The organism is Ideonella sp. FW305-24 (assembly GCF_058788035.1).
In genome coordinates this window covers 22,399-39,970 of sequence record NZ_JBYTAI010000011.1, presented here as the reverse complement: position 1 = coordinate 39,970, position 17,572 = coordinate 22,399, and the positions used below count along the sequence as shown (strand labels likewise).

Annotated in this window: 8 protein-coding genes; 5 read left to right on the top strand and 3 right to left on the bottom strand. The window is 70.2% G+C overall.

Going from position 1 to position 17,572, the window contains the following annotated elements; translation table 11 throughout:
- Positions 1–108: 108 nt before the first annotated feature.
- Both AC3WR5_RS24410 and AC3WR5_RS24405 read right to left on the bottom strand, forming a co-directional pair.
- Positions 109–1,386, bottom strand: a complete 1,278-nt coding sequence (locus AC3WR5_RS24410; RefSeq protein WP_492487804.1) for a hypothetical protein — start codon at positions 1,384–1,386, stop codon at positions 109–111.
- 189 nt (positions 1,387–1,575) lie between these two features.
- Positions 1,576–4,065, bottom strand: a complete 2,490-nt coding sequence (locus AC3WR5_RS24405) for a bifunctional diguanylate cyclase/phosphodiesterase (protein WP_492487802.1) — start codon at positions 4,063–4,065, stop codon at positions 1,576–1,578.
- A gap of 263 nt (positions 4,066–4,328) precedes the next feature.
- Between AC3WR5_RS24405 and AC3WR5_RS24400 the strand changes: the two genes are divergently transcribed.
- From AC3WR5_RS24400 to AC3WR5_RS24390, 3 genes are all read left to right on the top strand, one after another.
- Entirely contained in the window at positions 4,329–7,166 is a 2,838-nt protein-coding gene (locus AC3WR5_RS24400) for an ATP-binding protein (protein WP_492487800.1), read from the top strand.
- 192 nt (positions 7,167–7,358) lie between these two features.
- The gene (locus AC3WR5_RS24395) at positions 7,359–9,560 is read left to right on the top strand and encodes a TonB-dependent receptor (protein ID WP_492487799.1); all 2,202 of its coding nucleotides are present in this window, start codon (positions 7,359–7,361) and stop codon (positions 9,558–9,560) included.
- Positions 9,561–9,574: 14 nt separating this feature from the next.
- Entirely contained in the window at positions 9,575–12,439 is a 2,865-nt protein-coding gene (locus AC3WR5_RS24390; protein ID WP_492487797.1) for an ATP-binding protein, read from the top strand.
- Positions 12,440–12,443: 4 nt separating this feature from the next.
- Here AC3WR5_RS24390 and AC3WR5_RS24385 read toward each other — a convergent pair whose 3' ends face one another.
- Complete coding sequence (locus AC3WR5_RS24385) at positions 12,444–13,814, bottom strand: MFS transporter (protein WP_492487795.1); 1,371 nt, start codon at positions 13,812–13,814, stop codon at positions 12,444–12,446.
- 249 nt (positions 13,815–14,063) lie between these two features.
- Here AC3WR5_RS24385 and AC3WR5_RS24380 point away from each other — a divergent pair, with 249 nt between their 5' ends.
- Positions 14,064–16,859, top strand: a complete 2,796-nt coding sequence (locus AC3WR5_RS24380; RefSeq protein ID WP_492487793.1) for an ATP-binding protein — start codon at positions 14,064–14,066, stop codon at positions 16,857–16,859.
- Between the two features lie 182 nt (positions 16,860–17,041).
- Entirely contained in the window at positions 17,042–17,542 is a 501-nt protein-coding gene (locus tag AC3WR5_RS24375) for a universal stress protein (protein ID WP_492487792.1), read from the top strand.
- The last annotated feature ends 30 nt before the right edge of the window (positions 17,543–17,572 follow it).

Sequence of the window (17,572 nt, the reverse complement as noted above, 5' to 3'; positions counted from 1 at the left end):
AGCGTGACCCCGATACCCAGCAGCCAATGACAGCACCCGCTGCGAAGCGGTCATCTCGGCAGCCCCGCAAAATTTCGGCACGCGTTCGGAGCGCGAAAGGTGGCGCCTTCAGGGCCCCGCCGCCAGCTTCAGCTGAACAGGCGCCGCGGCAGCGGCCTGGTTGAAGTTGCTGTCGTAATCCGTGGCGTTGAGGGCCACGCTGGCCGTGCCGGGCTTGAATGCGTTCGGGACGATGGCGTCGATGGTGCCGGTGCCCTGGCCGCCAGCGCATGGCACGGCGCCGCTGCCCGAGCCTTGTGCCGCGCCCTGCGTGATCGCGAAGCTGACGCCGACCGACGGGATGGACGCGCTGCAACTCAGGTTCACGCCGACGACGACATGGGTCACCTTTTCGTAGAACGGATCCACCCAGACCCAGCGGTGATAGAGCTTGTCGATCCTGGCCGCGGAGACGCTGCCCGTGGTGACGGGCGGCGACGGGCGCAGCGCCAGCGAGGCGTAGACGTCTGCCGTGTTCTCGGCGCCGCCGGACGCGAACTCGAACAGGTAGGTCACGCCCGGCTGGGCCGAGAAGCGGGTTGCTCCGGGCTTGGACTTGCCCGGGGTGAAGCTGTTGGCCACCAACGTCGGCTGGTCCAGCGTGCCGGTCATGACCTGCACGACCGGCGACACATAGGCGCTGGTGAACAGCACGTCCAGGTCCTGCTGGGCCGTGGCGGTGAAGCTGTACCACAGCGTGTCGCCATAGGGGTAGCAGAAGGTGACGCCGTTGTCGGTGTAGCAGGGCGTGAAGGGGTCGTACGAACTGTCGCCTTGCGCCGCACCGACATCGCCGTTCGTGCTCCATGGCACGCCGGGAATCGCTTCCGCGAACCAGAAGAGGTCATTGGCCGGCGGCACCGCGCTCCACGGGTTCACGTAGGCATGCGGATTGACGTTCAGGTTCAGCGTGGTCTCGCCGTTCGCAGCCGGGGAATAGACCTCGAAGTAGTAGGCCGTGCCTGCCGTGGCGTAGAACTCGACTTCGTGCGCATCCGGATGGCATTGCACCGTCGACAGCGCGCCCGGCGCGCCGCCCCACACCGCCATGCGCGGGCGCAGCAGGGTGGAACCGGTGGTCGCTGAAACGCGCGCCTGGATGAACTGATCGACGGGGGAGGTGTAGCGGTACCAGACGCTCTGGTAGGGCGTGGTGCCGCAGGAAGGATCTGTGGCCGACTGCGTGGCGCCCGTCATCAGGACGGTTGCGGCCGTGCCGCCTGCGGCAATGACGATGGCCTGGGCAATGTCGTCATTGGCCGGCGCGGCCCATGCAAACGCCGGAGCCGTCGCGGCTGCTGCCGTCAGCAGCGCAGCAAGCATGCGTCGAATGTTCGGCTGAAACATCAAGGCTCTCCTCGTCTGGCTGCCTGGACGGCATGCGTTGCACGCGGAGATTTTGAGGCCTTGGCAGCCGGCGCAGTTGGCACGAAAGCGGGACAGGCCGTGGCAGTGCGACGAGAAGCGGGTGTTTGCGACGCCCGCAACGGGCGCTCACCTGCGAGCTTCTGATGGACCTGCCACGCTGGTGTGCGCTCAATTGGCCGCTGGCGACGCAGGCACGTCCTGCAGGCGGAACCACGCGGCAAAAGCCTCGGCCTCGACCGGCCGGCTCAGCAGGTAACCTTGCAGCTCGTCGCAGCCGTGCGCGCACAGGAAGTCGAGCTGCGCCTGTGTCTCGACCCCTTCGGCAACGACCTTCATGCCCAGGCCGTGGCCGAGCGCGATCACGGCTTTGGCGATCGCACTGTCTTCGGAGTCATTGGGGGTGTCCTTGACGAATGAGCGATCGATCTTGAGCGTGTCCACGTTGAAGCGCTTGAGGTAGCGCAACGACGATTGGCCGGTGCCGAAGTCGTCGATCGCGATGCCAACGCCCATGCGGCCGAGTTCGGCCATCGTGCGCGAGACTACCTCCGAGTCGTCGATGAGCATGCTCTCGGTGAGCTCGACTTCCAGCAGTTGCGGTGCCAGGCCGGTTTCGCGCAGCACGCCTGCGATCTGCTGGACCAGTTCAGGGTGCCTGAATTGCCTGGCCGAAACGTTCACCGCAACCTGCAGCGGGCGCATGCCCGCACGCTGCCACTTCATCATCTGTCCACAGGCTTCGCGGAAAACCCAGGCGCCCACCGGCACGATCAGGCCGGTCTCTTCGAGGATGGCAATGAAACGGTCGGGTGCGACCAGCGCCTGGCCTGCCGGCTTCCATCGCAGCAGTGCCTCGACACCGATGACCTGGCCTGTCCGGATGTTGGCCTTGGGCTGGTAGTGGAGCTGGAACTCGCCGCGTTCCAGCGCTTGCCGCAGTTGGACTTCGAGCGCGTGGCGTTCGGTGGCGGCCCGATTCATCTTCTCTTCGAAGAAGCAGAAGGTGTCGCGCCCGAGCTCCTTGGACCGGTACATCGCCATGTCGGCCTGCTTGATCAGACCATCGAGGTCCACGCCTGAATCACTGTTCAGCGTGATGCCGATGCTTGCCGTGACGAAGAGTTCATGTGCACCGACCATGATGGGGCGTGCCAGCGCGTGCAGGATTCGCCTGGCGATGGCCGCTGCTTCGCCGGCGTTCACGCCTTCGGTCAGGATCATGAACTCGTCGCCACCCAGCCGAAAGATTTCGTCTGCCGCCGCAGCCTGGCCACTGCGCGCGATCGAGTCGCTGTCGCGCAGGCAGTCCGCCAGCACGTCGGAAATGGCCACCAGCAATTGGTCGCCAACTTCATGGCCCAGGCTGTCGTTGATGACCTTGAAACGGTCGATGTCCAGAAACATCAATGCCAGTCGCTTGGATGAACGGCGCGAGCGCCTGATGGCTTGCTGGAGGCGGTCACGAAACAGCGTTCGGTTCGGCAGGCCGGTCAGGCCGTCGAAGTTGGCCAGGCGGGTCAGCTGCTTCTCGTTCGTCTCGCGCTCCGAGATTTCGCGGCTGTGCGCTTCGCGCAGGTGTTCGGTGAGCTCGAAGATCGCCGAGCGCTGCCGGCCCAGGGAGTTGGCCATGCTGTCGAGCGCGGACATCAGCCCACCCAGCTCGCCGCGTGGATAGGGCGGGGCGATGCGCGCGTTCAGGTCGCCGGCGCCCAGGTTGCGAACCATCGACGTGATGCGCACCACGGGGCGCCGGATTCCCCATTCCGCCAGCGACCAGACCCCTGCAAACAACAGCAGCGCTGCCCCGATCACGACGACCAGGCCCTCGCGAAGGTGCCGTCTCGAACTTGCCACCAGCACCTGGTGAGGCTGGCCCAGCAGGACGCGCAGGCCCGCAGCCTGCATCGCCGGAGAGTCCGCCACGGCCCAAACGTGACGCAGGCCGTCGACGCCAATGACTTCACCCATGCCGCCGGACTGTGCGAGGGCGAAGAGGGGACTGCCCGCCATCGACGCGCCGGGTGTGTGCAGAACTTCCTTGCCGCCCACCGAGGCCAGCACGGTGCCTTTGTCGTCCAGCAGCAGCAGCTCGGCCGCCTCCAGAAGAGACTGCCGTCGTGCGTCTTCGGCGAAGCTCTGCAGGTTCAAGGAGGCCACCAACATGTAGCGAAGTGCACCGTCGTCGGCCCGGGCCGGATACACGACCTGCAGCACTGCAGTGCCCGTGAGGCGACCGAATGCGGGCTCGGTCGAGACGCCGGTTGCGCCGGCCAGCACACGCTTCACATAGTTTCGGTCGGACAGGTTGACCACACGTCCGCTCTGCAAGGAGTCGCAATGCAGTTGCCCATCGGGCAGCACCGTCACGATGCCGGTGTATTGGGGGTAAGTCTCGCGCACCGCCGAGAGGTGGGCGGAGCACAGAACGCGGTCCGCGCTGTCGAGAAGTTGAGAGTGCGCCAGACCGTAGTGCAGCTGCGCAGTGCCCTGAACGCGCTGATCGAGCGCCGCCGCCACGTTGTTGGACGAAAGGGCCAGGTTGCTGACCGCGTCGGCGATCTCGGCTTCGTTCTCCTTCAGGAAGCGCCAGCCGAGAAGCGAAGCCGGCAGCAGCGTGGCCAGCAATACCAGGCACAGAAGGCGGGAACGCAGGCTCATCGCGGCAGCTCTGCAGGTGGATCGACGGGAAGGCAGGACAGCCCCCGCTGCGCATCGCCGTGGCGCGCAGCGCTGGGTTCATCGGCATCGTGTTGAACGACGTACATCCGCTTTTTTCGGCGCGACGCGACAAGACTTGAGCGGCTGCCATGCGCAGGCGCGGCCGCTGCTCGCCAGCCCCCCGCCTCTGCGCGTACATTTACCCCTCTCCCCCGAGGCGTTTGCGCCTCCCCCAATGGGCTCACCCACGAGGAATGTTGTCGATGGATGCGCGTGGAGTCTTGCCGGCGCTGGCCTTCGGCCCTTTCGTGCTTGACCGCTCTCACAAGCAGTTGCTGGAAGCCGGCAGGCCACTGCACCTTGGCGGCAGGGCTTTTGACCTGCTGGCGGCGCTGACCGAGCGGCCCGGGGAAGTGCTCAGCCGGCAGGCGCTCGAAGCCAGGGTCTGGCCGCACACCATCGTCGAGGAGACCAGCCTGCGCGTGCACATCTCGGCCCTGCGCAAGATCCTCGGCGACGGCGTGGCCGGTGCGCGCTACATCGCCAACGTGCCCGGCCGCGGCTACAGCTTCGTGGTCCCGGTGACGGTGCTGGCCCCGGCGCCCGAGGCCGCGATGCCGGCCCTCGCGGCCGCTGCGGCTGTCACGCCGGCGAACCCGCCGCGGCGCACGCACAACCTGCCGGCCCGGCTGAACCACACGATCGGCCGCTCCGCCGTCACCCAGGCGCTTGGCGAGCGCTTGCTCACGCGGCGCCTGGTGTCCATCGTCGGCCCGGGCGGCATGGGCAAGACCACGGTGGCGCTGGACGTTGCCGAGGCGCAGCTGGGCCACCACCCGGATGGCGTGTGGTTCGTCGACCTGGCGCCGCTGTCGGACCCGGCGCGCGTGCCGCTGGCGCTGGCCCTGGCGCTGCAGATCTCCGTGTGCGCCCAGGATCCCTGGGAAGCCTTGCTGGGGCCGCTGGGCAACAGCCGCATGCTGATCGTGCTGGACAACTGCGAGCATGTGATCGAGGCCGCCGCGCGCCTGGCCGAGCGTGTGCTGCGGGCAGCGCCGGGCGTGCACATCCTCGCCACCAGCCGCGAGGCGCTGGAGGCCGAAGGCGAATGGGTGCACCGCCTGTCGGCGCTGGAGGCGCCGGTGCCGGAGGACGCGACGGATGTCGAGCAATGCCGGGCCTTCCCGGCGGTGCAGCTCTTCGCCGAGCGCGCCGGCGCCAACTCGGACGGCTTTGCGCTGACCGAGGCCAACCTCGGTGTCGTCTGCCACCTCTGCCGGCAGCTGGACGGCATGCCGCTGGCCATCGAGCTGGCCGCGGGCCGCATCGACACCCTGGGGCTGCAAGGCCTGGCGGCCCGGCTCGACGAGATGTTCGCATTGCTCACGCGCGGGCGCCGCACCGCGCTGCCGCGCCATGTCACGCTGCAGGCCTTGCTGGATTGGAGCCATGCACTGTTGACCGAGGTCGAGCGTGTCGTGCTGCGCCGCCTGTCAATCTTCCGCTCGAGCTTCACGCTCGAATCGGCAACCGCGGTGCTGGCCAGCGAGGACCTGCCGGCGACGGCAGTCGTTGAAGGCGTGATCGGCCTGGCCGCCAAGTCGCTGGTGGCCGTCGACGTCAGCGGTGAGGCGGTGCTGCATCGCCTGCTCTACACGACGCGCACCTATGCAGCCGACAAGCTGCAGCGCAGCGGCGAGGCCGGGCAGATCGCCGCCGCCCATGCCAGGCACTTCGAGGACCTGCTGACGCGCACGCTGCGGGACCGCGACATGCTGCCCATCGCCGAATGGCTGCAGCGCCACGGCCGGATGATGGACGACGTGCGTGCGGGCCTGGACTGGGCCTTCTCGCCGCAAGGGGACACGCTGCAGGGCGTGCGGCTGACGGCCGCGGCGCTGGACCTGGTCTACGAGCTGGGCCTGCTGGACGAATACCGCAGCCGCGTGGACACCGCGATGGAGGCGGTGGCTTCGCTGCAGCCGCCGCAGGCCGGCCTGGAGTTGCGGCTGCGCGCCGCACGCAACTTCCTGCACACGCAGACGACGGGGCGCGACTATTCGCGTGGCGCGAACTTCGCGCGCACGCTGGAACTCGCCGACCAGCTCGACTCGGTGCCGCAACGCATCGAGGCGATGTTCAGCCTGTGCGCCAACGCGTTTGGCACGGGCGACTACCGCGACGTGGCGGAAGTCGCCATGCGCATCAAGCAGCACGCGCCCGATCCGAACGAGCCGGTGGCCGTGCTGCTGTCGGACCGCTTCCTGGCGCTGAGCTACCACTACCTCGGCCGGCACGAGGAGGCCCGCCCGCTGGTGGACCGGGTGCTGCACTATCCGGCGGGCAACGCCTACCGCGAATACATCGGCCACATCCCGAAGACGGTCTCGATGGGCATCCTGATGGCGCGCACGCTGTGGCTGCAGGGCGCCTGCGACCAGGCCGTGGCAGTGGCCGCGCTGGCCGAGGCCGATGCCGAAGGCGTCAACCCCCTGGCCTTGAGCCAGGCGCTCGCGATGGGCTCTCTTCCGATCGCCCTGTGGCGCGGCGAGAACGAGCGCGCCGGCGCGCTGCTGGACCGGCTGCAGGCGCATGCCACGCGGCATTCGCAGGGCTACTGGCAGTCCTGGGCGCGTAGCTACCGGCAGGTGCTGGACGCGCGTGTCAACGGCGTCGCGCCGGGCCTGGGCCTGGCGTTGTCGCACGTCGAGATGCTGTCCGGCCCGGCCGAGCTGGACATGCTGGGCACCCTGGCCGTGGGTGCCGTGTCGGCGCTGGGCGTCGAGCGGGTCGATGGCGGCATGGTGGGCTGGTGCGGCCCGGAGATCCTGCGCGCCGACGCCGAGAACGCCTTGCGCGACGGGACGCAGGCCGTGGCCGCCGCTGAAGCCACTTTCATGCGCTCGCTGGCAATGGCCCGCGCGCAGAACGCGCTCTCATGGGAGCTGCGCACCGCCACCAGCCTGGCCCGCCTGTGGCGCGACCAGGGCCGGCGCAAGGAGGCCAGCAGCCTGCTCACTGGCGTCTACGGCCGCTTCGAAGAGGGCCTGGCGACAGCCGACCTGGTGGCCGCGCGGGCGCTGGTCGACGAACTGAACTGAGCTGCCCGCCCCGCGCCCGGATCCGCAGATTTCACACCAATTCACGCGGCGCTGGCCGCGACTCGATCATCATTCCCCAGGGGCCGCGCAGGTGCGCGCCCGGCACAGGACAGGGGAGTTTCGATGGTGCAGCGGGGCAAGGGATGGGGTTCGGGAGCGGGTTCGCGGCGGGGCGGGCGGTGTGGCCCGATCGTGGCCACGGGATCGGCCGCAGGATCGGCCGCAGGATCGGCCGCCGGGCTGGCGGTTGCCCTGGCCGCCGCCGGCATGGCCTCGCCCGCGCTCGCGCAGGACGCTGCCGCGACGCCTGCGGCCGCAGCTTCCGAGCCGCCGCAGGTGCAGGAGGTGATCGTGACCTCGCAGCGCGTGCAGACCGTGCTCGGCCGCACGCCGCTGTCGGTCGGCGTGCTGGACCAGCACCAGATCGAGACCCGCGGCACCGCCCAGCTGAGCGACCTCGTGGGCGTGGTGCCCGGCGTGACCGTGCCCAACGGCTTCAGCAACCAGCCGCAGGCCGTCGGCATCCGCGGCGTGGGCGTGTCGTCGGCGGCGATGAGCCAGGCGGTGGGCATTTATGTCGACGACGTGCCCATCGTGCGTGGCTATGCCAGCGCGCTGTGGGACCTGCCGGACATCGCGCGCATCGAGGTGCTGCGCGGGCCGCAGGGCACGCTGTACGGCCAGAACCTGACCGCAGGCGCGGTGCGCATCATCTCCATCGACCCCGGCACCGAGCGCGCGGCCTGGGTCTCCGGCTCGCTGGGCAACCACGACGAATACCAGGCGCACGCCTACTTCAACGGTCCCATCGGCGACGGCCCGCTCTCGGGCAGCCTGGCGCTTTCGCGCCGCCGCAACGAAGGCTTTGGCTACAACGCCACGCTGGACGAGCACAACAACAAGCTGGACGCGACCCAGTTCCGCGCCAAGCTGCGCTGGCAGGAGCCGGCCGGCTGGGACGCCATCCTGGCGGTCGACGGCCTGCTGGACCATTCCGACACCAACACCGGCAACTTCCCGCTCAACGACCCCAACGCCGCGCCGCGGGTCAACTTCACGTCCACCACCTCCGGCCCGTTCAAGCGTCTGGCCGGCGGCCTCGAATTCAAGCTGAGCCACGCGCTGGGCGAGGGCCTGCAGTTCCACGCGATCACCGGCTACCGCGCCTTCAAGGACGATCCCACCGTGGCCGACATCGGCGGCCTGGCGATCCAGCGCTACCTGCTGTCGCAGAAGGTGCACCAGAAGGTCTTCTCGCAGGAGCTGCAGCTGCAGGCCAGGCAGGGCGACCTGGACTGGACCGCCGGCGCGATGCTGGTGTCGGATGACTTCCACTTCGAGCGCTTCGTCAGCATGACGCCGCCGGGCGCACCGGCTTCGTCGAACTCCGACGCGATCACCCACCTGGAGACCACAGACTTCGGCCTCTACGGCCAACTGCACTACCGCTGGACCGAGCGGCTCGGCATGACTGCCGGCCTGCGCGCCTACCGCACCGGGCAGACCGGCGCCAACCAGTACTGGCTGGCCGACGAGCAGGGTGGGCACACGCAGAACGTCTACCAGGCGCCCCACCTGTCGACTGCCAGCAAGGGCCTGCTGCCACGGCTGGGCCTGGACTGGCAGCAGGACCGCGACCTGTTCCTCTACGCGAGCTTCGCGATGGGCCAGAAGTTCGGCGGCTTCAACCGCGCGGCCCAGTCCCAGCGCTCGGCCGAATTCGCCACCGACCCGGAGAAGGTCACCAGCTGGGAGCTGGGCAGCAAGTCGCGCCTGGCCGGCGGGCAGGTGAAGCTGGACATCGCGCTGTTCTACAACGACTACCGCGACTACCTCGCGTCGCTGAGCAACGCCGTGATCGACGGGGTGCACATCCCCGAGCCGGTACTGGTCAACGCCGGCAAGGCCAAGACCTATGGTGCCGACATCGACCTGGGCTTCAAGCTCGCCGCGCACACCGATGTGGCGCTGTCGGCCGAACTGCTGCGCACCCGCTTCGACCAGTTCGAGAACCCCACCGGCGCGGCCGCCAGCAACTACGTCGGCAACCAGCTGCCGTTTGCGCCGCAGTTTTCGTTCGGCCCGAGCCTGGAGCACATCCAGCCGCTGCCGGATGGCTCGTCGCTGGGCCTCTCGGCTTCGGTCCAGCACCTGTCGCGGCAGTATTCGGACGTGCAGAACACGGCGCTCACCTCCGTGCCGGTGCAGACCTACTTCAACCTCGGCGCGAGCTGGCTGACGCCCGAGCGCGGCTGGACCTTCTCGCTGCGCGTGCGCAACCTCACCAACCGCAGCTACGTGCTGCTGCGCACGAGGATCCCGCCCGTTGACGTCGACGCCGCGTTCTACAACGCGCCGCGCACCGTGCTCGCCACGCTGCGCCACGACTTCTGACCCCGGGGCGAGCCATGAGATCCGGCCTGGCGAGCGAATCGGCGCCGCCGCTGCCACGGCAGCCGCAGCCCTTTGAACGGCCGCTGCGCTTCGGCCGTTTCTCGCTCGATCCCGCCCGCAAGCTGCTGCTGGACGACGGCCAGGCCGTGCGGCTGGGCAGCCGCGCGCTGGACCTGTTGATTGCCTTGGTGGAGCGGGCCGGCGAGGTGGTGAGCCACGACGAGCTGTTCGCCCGCGTGTGGCCGAGCACGGTGGTGGAACCGTCCAGCCTGCGCGTGCACATGTCGGCGCTGCGCAGGGCGCTGGGCGAGGGCAGCGGCAACCTGCGCTACATCGCCAGCCTGCCCGGCCGTGGCTACTGCTTCGTGATGGACATTGCCGAGCTGGATGCCGCACCCGCACCCGCCGCCGCACCAGCGGCCGCGTCCTTGTCGCGCCCCTTGCCGTCGCGGCTGACCGCGCTCGTCGGCCGCGAGCAGGTGCTGGCCAGGCTGTCGGCCAAGCTGCAGCTGGGCCGGTTGGTGACCATCGTCGGCCCCGGTGGCATCGGCAAGACCACCGTCGCGCTGGCCGTGGCCGAAGACTTCGCCTGCCGGCACGCCGAGGGTGCGGTGTTCGTCGACCTGGCGCCGCTGGTCGATCCGGCGCTGGTGCCGGCCACGCTGGCGGCCGCCCTGGGCATCCCGGTGCCGGCCCAGTCGCCGTGGCCTGCGCTGGAGGCGACGCTGGCCGAGCGCGATCTGCTGATCGTGCTGGACAACTGCGAACACCTGATCGCCGCCGCCGCCGTGCTGGCCGAACGCGTGCTTGGCGCCGCACCCCGGGTGCGTGTGCTGGCCACCAGCCGCGAACCGCTGGAGGCAGAGTCCGAAGCCATTCTCCGGCTCGAAGCGCTGGGCGTGCCGCCCGAGTGGCCGGTGCTCGACGTGCGGGCCGCGCTTGCCTATCCGGCTTTGCGCCTGTTCGTCGAACGGGCCACCGCCAGCGACGATGGCTTTGCGCTGTCGCCGGCCAACCTGCCGGCCGTCATCCGCCTGTGCCGCCACCTGGACGGCCTGCCGCTGGCCATCGAGCTCGCCGCGGCGCGCGTGGGCAGCCTGGGCATGCACGCGCTGGCCGAACGGCTGGACGACCTGTTCCGCCTGCTGCGGCGCGGCCGCCGCACCGTGCTGCCGCGCCACCAGACCTTGCAGGCCTTGCTGGACTGGAGCCATGGCCTGCTGGCACCGGAAGAGCAGCGCGTGCTGCACCGGCTGTCGGTCTTCCGCGCGTCGTTCACGCTGGAGGCTGCAGCCGAGCTGGCGAGCTGCGAACGCATCGCGCATGAACGGGTCACGGCCAGCCTGCTCAATCTGGTCGCCAAGTCGCTGGTGGAACGCGTGGCGGACGAGGTGCCACGCTACCGCCTGCTGTTCGTCGCCCGGCTGTACGCCTCGGAGAGACTGTTGGCCGACGGTGATGGGCACGAGGTCCGCAGGCGCCACGCAATCTGCTGCCGCCGCCTGCTGGTAGGCGCGAATGCAGAGCTGGAAAACTATTGCGTGCCGCTGCCTGCGTGGCGGGCCGCCCACGCGCCGCTGCTGCCGGACATTCGCGCCGCGCTGGACTGGGGCGCTCACGCTGGCGGTGACGAGGCACTCTGTGCCGCCTTGCTCGTCGACTCGGGTCGCCTGGTGCTGGAACTCGGTTTGAACGACGAGTTCCTGCCCCGGGCCTTGCGCGCCCTTGCCATCGTGCGGGCGGAGGGCGGCACGCCATCGCAGCTCGAACTGGCGCTGCTGGCACTCGCGTGCATGCTGGAGGCTCAGTGCCGCATGGCGCGTGGCTTTCAGTCTGACATCGCGGCCCAGTTGGAAGCGCTCTCGCCGCGCATCGGCTCACCGCGGCAGCAGCGCACGGACCTGATGTGCCTTTGCGCCAATGCCTTCGCCCGTGGCGACTACCCGCGTCTGGCCGCGTGCGCCGGGCGCTTCGGCGAGCTGCCGCCGGACCCGGACGATCCGATCGACGCAGGCGCCATCGTGGTCGGGCGCCGCTTCGGTGCACTGGCCAGTCACTACCTGGGCGATCACCGCGCCGCTTGGGCGGACTGTGCCGTCGTGCTGGCATATGCCGACACCCAGCTGCGCAGCAACCGTTATCCGCATCTGCCCTTGCAAGTGACCATGGGCATCCAGCAGGCGCGCATCCTGTGGCTAGAGGGCTGGGCGGACCGCGCGCTGCAGCGGGCGCTGGAGGTGCTGGCCTTTGTCGGAGGCGGGCACCATTTCGCAGTCAGCCAGACGCTGGCGCTGGCGGTCATCCCCATCCTACTCTGGCGCGGTGACGACGTGCAGGCGGCGAGCTTCCTGGATCGACTGATCGACAGCGCCCTGGGCCATGGCCAGAGCTTCTGGCTGGGCTGGAGCGATGGCTACTGCAGGGTGCTGGCGCTGCGCGGCCAGGCGGTCGATGCGCTGCGGCGGCGCATTGGTGCCGAGCGGGGCTGGAGCAGCACCATGGAGGGCGACATGCTGGCCACGCTGGCGCCGGCGCTGGCCGGCCCGGCGCAGCTCGCCCGCGTCGAAGCCGGCACCGTGGGCTGGTGCGCGCCGGAAATCCTGCGGGCCCATGGCGAGCAGTTGCTCGCGGTGCCGGCACAAGCTGCGCAGGCCGAGACGGTGTTGCTGCGCGCGCTGGCCCTCGCGCGGCAGCAGGGCGCGCGGGCCTGGGAGCTGCGCGCCGCCGCCAGCGTGGCCAGGCTGTGGCACGCCACCGGCCGAAGCGAGGCCGCGCGCGAGCTGCTGGCGCCTGTCGTGGCCGGTTTCACCGAAGGCCTGGGCTGTGTCGACCTGCTGCGGGCCGAGCGCTTGCTGGCCTGTTGGAAAAGCGAGCGCTGAGCCTTCAGCTCACGGCCTGCCGCTCGCGCCCGCGAGGGGCGAGCGACAGCAGCAGCAGCGTGGCCACCAGGCTGGCAGCCACGACCGCGAACATCGCGGCCGGCCCGGCGTCGCGCAGCATCGGCACCAGCAGCAGCGGGCCGAGCGCGGCGCCGGTGCGGTTCAGCGCCCAGGCGCCGGCGGTGGCCGAGGCGCGCGAGCGCGTGGGGAACAGCTCGGCGCCATAGACCGTCAGCAGCGTCACGTACAAGGAAATCGCCAGGTTGAACAGCGCCATCGCGACGATCAGCGCGGTGGTGCCGCTGCTGAAGACGAAGGCCGCGCCGCAGGCCAGCATGGCCAGGGCACAGGCCGCCATCGCCAGCCGCCGGTCGAAGCGGTCCATCACGGTGGACGCCAGCAGCGTGCCCAGCAGCGGGCCCAGCGACGACAGGCCGAAGATCAGCAGCGCAGCGTCGAGCTTGAAGCCGCGCTGCGTCAGCACCGCACCGGTCAGCAGCGGAAACGCCACGGTGGCCCAAGGGCTCAGCGAAAACAGGCCGGCCACCCAGGGCCAGCGGCGCCCGGTGTGGGCCGCGCGGTCGTCGTCGGCACTGGCCAGTGCATTCGCATCGTGCGGGGCAGGCGTGGCCTCGGTGCCGGGTGTGCCGGCCAGGCGCCGCGAGCGCTCGAAGGCCTGGCAGCCGGCTTCGGCCTGCGCCCCGCGCCCGCGGGCCTGCAGCCAGCGCGGCGACTCGGGCAGCGCGAGGAAAAGCAGCCCCGAGAGCAGCGCGCCGGCGCTGCCCAGCAGGAAGCCCCAGCGCCAGCCTTCGAGCCCAAGAGGCTGCAGAGGGGTCAGCCAACGCACCAGGAAGATGGCGGCGGGCGGGCCCAGCAGCGAGAGCGAGAGGCTGCTGAAGATCAGCGTGCCGCGGCGCCGCGGCGGCAGCAGGTCGGTCAGGTAGGCGATGACGATGGGCGGATAGCCGCCCAGTGCCAGCCCGCAGAGGAAACGGCACAGCGTCAGCGCCACCACGCCGTGCACCATGCCGGCGGCCAGCGACACGGCAGCGAGCCACAGCATCAGGCTGATCAACGCGGTTCGCCGGCCCTTCCTGTCGGCCCACCAGCCCAGCAGCGGCGCGCCCAGCATCGCACCGAGGAAGACCGCCGCCAGCAGCAGCGCCAGCTCGCCCGCTGGCACCGGCGTGGGCGGCGCCGAGAAGACGGCTGCCAGCACGCCGCCAAAGGCCATCTCCAGCGTGTCCAGCATCATGCCCAGCGCGCAGATCAGCATCGCCAGGCCGTGCAGCCAGGTCACGGGCAGGCGGTCCATGCGCGCGGCGATGTCGTGTTCGAGCATGCGCTCGGGGGGGTGAGAGGGAAGGGCAGTCATCGGCACTCGTTTATCGGCACTCGTTTTGGGACCAGGTCCGGACGCCTGGGCTTCGGTGCCCACCATACGTGCTGCGCCAGCCTTGCGGCACCTGGCCGGCACCGGATTCACGCAAATTCACACCCGCCGTGGACCCTCGGCCCGCGGCGGCGTGGGAGGATGCCTCGCGATGCCGGATGCGGGTCGACGCACCTGATCCGGCCCCCTGTCTGAACCCCCACCCACCTACCCACACGAGGCGGAGCCAATGTGAGCGAGAACCTCTCCGGGAACCTCTCCCTTGGACCCTTCGTGCTGACCGCAGCGCCACCTGGCCTGTGGTTCGGCACGCAGGCGGTCGAGATGGCGGATGCCGCGCTCGAACTGCTGGCCACCATCGCCCGCAGCGCCCACGGTGCCACCGCCGCGCAGCTCTGGCCGCTGGTGTCCGGCGAGCCTGTGGTCGACGAGGAGCAGCTGGGCGAGTGGGTTGGCCGCGTCAACACCGCGCTCGGCCGCTGGACGCCGGCCTGGTACGTCGCGTGGTTCCCCGATGAGGAGGAGCCACGCTTTGTGCTGGTCGACGCCACCCGACGCTCCGCCACCATGGCCGCGCTGCCGGCCCCTCGCACCGACATCATCGGCCGCGACGACGCGATCCAGCGCGTCGTCAGCGAACTGCGCGCGCACCGCTTCGTCACCGTGCTGGCCACCGGCGGCATGGGCAAGACCACGGTGGCACTGGCGGCGGCCCACCTGGCCGCGAGCGAGCATCCGGACGGCGTGCACTTCATCGACCTGGCCCCGTTTGTCGATGCCGAGCTGGCGGTGCAAGGCGTGGTGACCGCGCTGGGCTGTGCGGCCAGCGGCGTCGAGGCCCTGGCGGCCTTGCAGCGCTGGGCCGCCGGCCGGCGCGCGCTGTTCGTGCTGGACAGCTGCGAGCACGTGATCGAGGCCGCGGCCCAGGTGACCGAGGCACTGCTGGGCGCCGGGCCGGCGACCGCGGTGCTGGCCACCAGCCGCGAGCCGCTGCGGGCCGCAGGCGAGTGGTTGTACCGGCTCGCGCCGATGCGGCTGCCGCGGCCGGGCGAGGTGGTGTCGGCCAGCCAGGCGCTGGACTTCCCCGCGCTGCGCCTGTTCATCGAGCGGGCGGGCGTGCCAGGTGCCGGCTTCGTGCTGCAGGACGCGGAGCTGCCGCTGCTGGTTGCGCTGTGCACGCGGCTCGATGGCATTGCGCTGGCGATCGAGATCGTCGCGGCCCGCGCCGGCGCGCTGGGGCTCGCGGCGCTGGCTCGCCAGGTCGAGCAGCGGCTGCTGCAGCTGCCAGGCCCGCCAACCGCCGCACCCGCTCGCCACACCACCTTGTTCGCCTTGCTGGACTGGAGCTACCAGCTGCTGTCGCCCGGCGAGCAACAGGTGCTGCGGCGGCTCTCGGTCTTTCGCAACGGCTTCACGCTGGACGCTGCCATCGAGGTTGCCACGGGCCCTGCGGCCGACGCCACCAGCGTGCAGGAAGACCTGCTGGACCTGGTCGCCAAGTCGCTGGTGGCGCCGGTGCGCGGCAGCGAGCCCGGGCGCCTGCGCCTGCTCGACACCACACGCGCCTACGCCAGCGCCAGGCTCGACGAAGCCCGCGAGCGCGATGCCGTCAGCCGCCGGCATGCGCTGTGGCTCGCCTCGGCCCTGACCGAGGCCGAGCGCCGCTGGGATGGCATGAGCCGCGCGCAATGGCTGCTGCGGTATGCGCCCTTGATCGACGACAGCCGCGCCGCGCTGGACTGGGCCTTCACGCCTGGCGGCGACGTCGAACTCGGCATCGAGCTGACCCTTTCCAGCTTTGCGCTGGGCCGGCAGATGCTGCTGGTCGACGAGTTCACCCGCCGCGTGGAACAAACCATGGAAGCGCTGGTGGCCCGCGGCATGGACCCGGCAGCCAAGGGGGCCAGCGGTGCGATCAGCTCGCCCCACATGCGGCTGATCTTCCTGGTCGGCTGCCTGGGCACCGGCGGCAGCGCCCGGATGCAGGCCCTCGCGCCGGCGCTGAAAAGCCTGTCGGCCATGGCGCCTGACGCGACCAGCCTGCTGCATCGCTTCGGCGCCTGCAACAGCATGTGGGCACTCTCCGTCGCGGAGGGCGACTTCCGCTCTGGCGGCGAATGGGCAGACCGGCTGACGCAAACCGCCGAGGCCATAGCCGACCCGGTGGCGCACCTGGTCGCCGGCCGCATCCAGGCGCAGAACCTGCACTTCATGGGCCGGCACCTCGAAGCCACCGAGATGGCCCGGCGTGTCCTGCACGAAGCCTGGCGCACCATCCCGCTGGCCTACAACCCTTCGCCGGTGGAGCTGCGCGTGTCCATGCGGGTGGTGCTGGCACGCGCGCTGTGGATGCAAGGCCTTCCCGAGCGCGCCGCCGCGATGGCGCTGGAGGCCATGGACCAGGCGCGCACCGACTCGCCGCTCGCCCAATGCCAGGCCATCGTGATGGGCTCGATGCCGGTGGCCTTGTGGAGCGGGCTGGACGACACCGCGCGTGCGCTGGCCGCCCAGGTCACCGACGTCGAAACCATCCAGGGCTTCGGCTACTGGCTGCGCTGGGGCAAGCGCTTCGGCGACGTGCTCTCGCTGCGCGCCGGCAGCCCGCTCCCGGCGATGCAGGATGCCGGCTTCTTCGACGAGCCCGACGAGGTGCTCGCCGACCACCTTGCCACCCTGGACGAACGCTGGCTGTCGCCCTCCTGCATCCAGCGCGTCGAGGCCGGCATGGTGGGCTGGTGCGCCCCCGAAGTGCTGCGCCGCCTGGGCGAACGCGCTCTGCACGAGGCCACGCCCGCCAGCCTGGCGCGTGGCGAAGCGCTGCTGCAACGCTCACTGGCGCTGGCGCGCCAGCAGGGCACCGCTGCCTGGGAACTGCGCACCGCCAGCAGCCTCGCCAGCCACTGGCAGGCGCGAGACCGCGCGCAGGAGGCCAGGGCCTTGCTCGAGCCCGTTCTCGCACGCTTCACCGAGGGATTCAAGACGGCCGACTGGCGTGCCGCGCAGGGCCTGTTGGCGGCGCTGCAATGATCTTCGCTCAGACGGGCGTGGCCTCGATGGCGGCTGGTGACACCCTCTTTGACGTGGCTTGCGCTGGCGCAAGCTGTCGCCTTGGCGCCTCGGTAGCATCGATCGGGACTGACCTCGGCCTGCCGGGGGTGCCCATCCTGGTGCCTGGGTGCCGAGGCGCGTCAGAACCGGAGGACATTCGCATGTACCGTCGCATCCTGGTCCCTTTTGACGGCGGTGAGACCTCGCAGCAAGGTCTCCGCGAGGCCATTCAGCTGGCAACGGAGCTGCAGGCCGAACTGCGCATCCTGGTCGTGGTGGACACCTCTGAACTCCACATGGGCTTCGCTTCTGCGGATGGTCTGCTGAGCACCGTGGCGCTGATGCGGCAGCGCAGCCAGGAACTCGCTGCAGCGGCCTGCACGCAGGCCCAGGAGGCAGGCGCCAGGGCCGACTTCGTGGTGCGCGACATTGGCGCGGACCAGGTGGCCGACGTGGTGCTCGCGCAAGCCGACGAGTACCAGGCCGAGCTCATCGTCATGGGCACCCATGGCAGACGAGGCCTGAGCCGCGCCGCCCTCGGCAGCGAGGCCGAGTCCGTCAGCCGGCGAAGCAAGGTGCCGCTGCTGCTGGTTCGAACGCCGCAGGGCAAGCTGTCCGTGCTCGCGCCCGATGTTCCGACCCGCTTGCAGACCTCAGGCTGAGACCGCCTCTTGGTGCGATGCAGATCGTGC

What these genes read in the sequence shown, in the direction of transcription:
- AC3WR5_RS24385 (WP_492487795.1), bottom strand. Translation starts at nt 13,814, where the DNA reads ATGACTGCCCTTCCCTCTCACCCCCCCGAGCGCATGCTCGAACACGAC.
- AC3WR5_RS24400 (WP_492487800.1), top strand. Translation starts at nt 4,329, where the DNA reads ATGGATGCGCGTGGAGTCTTGCCGGCGCTGGCCTTCGGCCCTTTCGTG.
- AC3WR5_RS24375 (WP_492487792.1), top strand. Translation starts at nt 17,042, where the DNA reads ATGTACCGTCGCATCCTGGTCCCTTTTGACGGCGGTGAGACCTCGCAG.
- AC3WR5_RS24410 (WP_492487804.1), bottom strand. Translation starts at nt 1,386, where the DNA reads ATGTTTCAGCCGAACATTCGACGCATGCTTGCTGCGCTGCTGACGGCA.
- AC3WR5_RS24390 (WP_492487797.1), top strand. Translation starts at nt 9,575, where the DNA reads ATGAGATCCGGCCTGGCGAGCGAATCGGCGCCGCCGCTGCCACGGCAG.
- AC3WR5_RS24405 (WP_492487802.1), bottom strand. Translation starts at nt 4,065, where the DNA reads ATGAGCCTGCGTTCCCGCCTTCTGTGCCTGGTATTGCTGGCCACGCTG.